Here is a 2,466-nt window from a genome sequence, read left to right as displayed (position 1 = left end):
GGTCAGACTTTGACGGCTTGTAGTTCTTCGAGCAGGTCGAGGAGTTGGTTGAGTTTTTCTCGTCCCATTTGTTTTTCGATGCTTTGGTAGATCTGCAGAGAGGTTCCGAGGTTATCGGCGAGGATGTTTCGTCCTTCGTTTGTGATCTTCACCATTGTGCGTCGTTTGTCGTGGCTGTCCTGGCGGCGTGATATTTGGCCTTCGGCTTCCATCGTGCGCAGGATGCGGGTGAGGCTTGGCAACAGCAGGCAGGCCTCTTTGGCAATCGAGCTTTGCTCCACTTCACCCAACTCGTCCAGCACGCGCAGGATGCGCCATTTCTGCTCGGTCAGTTGTATCCCCTGCAGCATGTCCCGGATGGGGGCCATGACGGTTTCGCGTGCGCGCAGCAAGGCAATCGGAAGGGCGCGCGAGGTGTTCTTGGTGTGGCTTTGTTCACTCATGACAGTCTTCTAATTCGCAGAGTCAAAAGATGCAAAGATTAACAAAGCAAGTTCTTGACAGCGGGGGTTCCAATTTACTAAACATGTTTACCATTGGAGGGAGCATATGCCACATTTTCACGTCGAGTATTCCGGCAATCTGGAAGACAGGGTCGATATGAGTGGCTTGTGCGAATGCATCCGGGCCACGGCTGCCGGGATCAAGACATTTCCCCTGCCCGGTATTCGTGTCCGGGCCACGCGGGTCGATCACTATGCCATCGCGGACGGCAATCCGGCGCATGGGTTTATCGATATCTCGATCCGCCTGCGCGCTGGCCGGGCTGCGGATGTCAAACGGGACGCCACGCAGCGCATTTTTGAGGCGGTTGAGGCCTATCTGTCCCCCGCCTTCGCCGGACATTCCATCGCGCTCTCGCTTGAGATGCGTGACATTGACCCAGACCTTTCGCCCAAGACCGGCACGATCCGGGACCATTTGGGCGCGACCAACCAGGAGACCTGATCCATGAGCGCACTGGATACGAATATCGAGAAGCTGGCGGGCTTTCTGGCCCGGTTTAAGGAAACCGGCATCAAGAACCGGATCGCGGGCGAAGATCGCGACGGTTCCGCAGGGGTGTTCCAATCCACCTCCCCGGTTGACAGGTCGGTGATCTGCGATGTCGCCCATGGCACAGCCGATGATATCGACGCTGCCGCCAATGCCGCCCACGCCGCATTTGCCGATTGGCGCGACATGCCTGCCACCGAGCGGCGCCGCATCTTGCTGAACGTTGCCGATGCGATCGAGGCCCGTGCCGAGGAAATTGCGCTGTGTGAATGCTGGGACACCGGCCAGACCCTGCGCTTTATGTCCAAGGCCGCGCTGCGGGGGGCCGAGAATTTCCGGTATTTCGCGGATCAGGTGGTCCAGGCGCGGGACGGTCAGCACCTTAAGTCGCCGACCCTGATGAACATCACCACGCGCGTTCCGATTGGTCCGGTGGGGGTGATCACGCCGTGGAACACGCCGTTCATGCTGTCGACATGGAAGATCGCACCTGCTTTGGCTGCCGGGTGCACTGTGGTTCACAAACCGGCCGAAGATTCTCCGCTGTCCGCTCGCCTGCTGGTGGAGATCGCCGAAGAGGCCGGGCTGCCCAAGGGTGTGCTGAACACCGTGAACGGGTTCGGCCCCGATGCGGGTAAGGCGTTGACGGAGCATCCGTTGATCAAGGCGATCGCCTTTGTCGGTGAAAGCCGCACCGGCAGCATCATCACCAAACAAGGTGCCGATACGCTCAAGCGGATGCATCTGGAACTGGGCGGCAAGAACCCGGTTGTTGTGTTCGACGACGCCGATCTCGACCGGGCGCTGGATGCGGTGATCTTCATGATCTACTCGATCAATGGCGAGCGCTGCACGTCATCCTCGCGCCTGCTGGTGCAGGACACCATCAAGGACGCGTTCGAGGCAAAGCTGATCGAACGGGTCAACACCATCAAGGTCGGTCATCCGCTGGATCCTGAGACCGAGATCGGGCCACTGGTGACCGAGGAGCATTATAACAAGGTGACCTCCTATTTTGACATCGCCAAAGAAGACGGTGCGACTGTCGCCGCCGGGGGTGTCAAGGTGGGCGACACAGGGTATTTCATTCGCCCAACCTTGTTTACCGATGCCAATAACCAGATGCGTATCGCGCGCGAAGAGATATTCGGCCCGGTTCTGACCTCAATCCCGTTCTCGACCGAGGACGAGGCGCTGCAGATTGCCAACGACACACCATACGGTCTGACCGGCTATGTCTGGACCAATGACCTGACCCGCGCCTTGCGGTTCACCGACAAGCTTGAAGCCGGGATGATCTGGGTGAACTCGGAAAACGTCCGCCACCTGCCCACCCCGTTCGGCGGCGTCAAAGCATCCGGTATCGGCCGCGACGGCGGCAACTGGAGCTTCGAGTTCTACATGGAACAAAAACACGTCGGCTTCGCAACCGGAAATCACAACATCATGCAGCTCGGGAAACTGTAACCG

General features: G+C 58.8%; 3 protein-coding genes. 2 read left to right on the top strand and 1 reads right to left on the bottom strand.

All coding sequences use genetic code 11. The features are described 5' to 3' along the window. Positions 1 to 2: 2 nt before the first annotated feature. On the bottom strand, positions 3 to 443 hold the full coding sequence (hpaR, locus tag ACR0AD_RS21070; protein WP_267365251.1) for a homoprotocatechuate degradation operon regulator HpaR: 441 nt from the start codon (positions 441 to 443) through the stop codon (positions 3 to 5). A 106-nt stretch (positions 444 to 549) separates the two neighbouring features. Between hpaR and ACR0AD_RS21065 the strand changes: the two genes are divergently transcribed. Beyond that, complete coding sequence (locus ACR0AD_RS21065; protein ID WP_480484965.1) at positions 550 to 948, top strand: 5-carboxymethyl-2-hydroxymuconate Delta-isomerase; 399 nt, start codon at positions 550 to 552, stop codon at positions 946 to 948. A gap of 3 nt (positions 949 to 951) precedes the next feature. Next, positions 952 to 2,463 carry a 5-carboxymethyl-2-hydroxymuconate semialdehyde dehydrogenase gene (gene hpaE / locus ACR0AD_RS21060; RefSeq protein WP_480489514.1) on the top strand — a complete coding sequence of 504 codons (1,512 nt, stop codon included), beginning with the start codon at positions 952 to 954 and terminating at the stop codon, positions 2,461 to 2,463. Positions 2,464 to 2,466: the final 3 nt, after the last annotated feature.

This window comes from Ruegeria sp. BH8 (assembly GCF_056538065.1).
The sequence above is the reverse complement of the archived record's forward strand: the minus strand, read 5'-3'. Positions and strand labels throughout refer to the sequence as shown.